At 42.1% G+C, this 1321-nt stretch carries 1 protein-coding gene; it reads right to left on the bottom strand.

Features of this window, described 5'->3' with window-relative positions; all coding sequences use genetic code 11:
* Positions 1–129 precede the first annotated feature (129 nt).
* Positions 130–918 carry a lipase family protein gene (locus tag AB6D58_RS24445; RefSeq protein ID WP_017064543.1) on the bottom strand — a complete coding sequence of 263 codons (789 nt, stop codon included), beginning with the start codon at positions 916–918 and terminating at the stop codon, positions 130–132.
* Positions 919–1321: the final 403 nt, after the last annotated feature.

Genomic DNA, 1321 nt, shown 5'->3' with positions numbered 1-1321 from the left:
ATGCAGCGGATTGCAAATCCGTGGACCTCGGTTCGACTCCGGGAGGCGCCTCCATAATTCAGAAAAAACCAGTCCTAGTGACTGGTTTTTTCGTTTCTGGCCCCGCTAAAAGCTTCTTACGTACCCATTTCAATGCTTATCAAAGAAATCTTTGTTACGGATATACTTGCTCATCAAGTGGTAAGAGAAAGGTCTTATCAGCCAACTAAAGATAGAGCGACCAAGGCGGATTAATGTAGGAGTGTTCTCATAGATTCGTCCGTTATAAAGCCAAAGCACTTTACCTACATGCCAATAGAGCAAAGGAACCGGTGGCATGAAGGTCACGATGTCGATGTCACAGCAAATTCGGTAGGTCTTCTTACTCATGCGATAGTGCTTTCGAAAGCTCCAATCACCAATGGCGGGTTGGCCAAAAGTCACTATTCGTTTAATACAGCCTGGGTACTTTTGATCAAAGTAATCAGCGAAGACACAACCGATAGCGCCTCCGGAAGAGTGGCCAGTAATAGACACTCTTTTTCCTTGTTCGATGAGAGGTGTGAGCGTGGCTTCCAAGCGCTCAATAACGGTTAAGCCAAGCTTATCTTCATTACGACTTGGCTGGCTCTCTTGAAACATTAGATGGTAGAAACCCGCATGCACACGATAATTGAGCCCAATTCTCTTACAGCTTCTTGTCCATAGAGCAAAGGTTAGTAGCCAATCTGAGATACTGTGCGATCCTTTGATTACCACAACCACTTCATCTTTGTCGCTACTCCACAACACTCTAATCATGGTTTTACCAAACTGGTTCTTGATGATGCGTTGTCCATTAGGGTCAAAACCATAGCGAGTCTGCTTAAAAACTCTAGGGTAGGCGAGGTTACAAAGAACGGCATAGCGCTCATATTGATATCGTTTTAGTGGTTTCACATGTTTACTTCTTAATAAGAGTTACTTCAAACTCTAATCGTTGAATGTGAAAAGCACATGAAAACGCCATTTGCTTGGTTTAAAACAATAAAATCACCGCATTCAATTGGTATTTGAATCAATGGTTGTCAGTGATTTGTCCGTTTAAATTAGAAATCCAAGTATAAGAACCGTACAAGCTGCACTAAATTTATTCTTTTGAGTTCGATAATTAATCACTTGAATTAAAAGATAAAATTTATTGTTGACGAATTTTTTCCTTCCGTTAAAGTACACCTCGTTCTCACGGCTTAGGTCGCTGAGAGATGGTGTTTTTACTTTTCAGTAATCGGCCTCGCAAGATTGCGTTGCCCTGGTGGTGGAATTGGTAGACACAAGGGATTTAAAATCCCTCGGCGTTCGC

Origin of the sequence: Vibrio sp. 10N.239.312.D08 (genome assembly GCF_041466145.1) — a bacterium.
GTDB classification, from domain to species: Bacteria; Pseudomonadota; Gammaproteobacteria; order Enterobacterales; family Vibrionaceae; genus Vibrio; species Vibrio crassostreae_C.
Note: the sequence above shows the minus strand (reverse complement) of the source record. Positions and strands in the feature narration are given on the sequence as shown.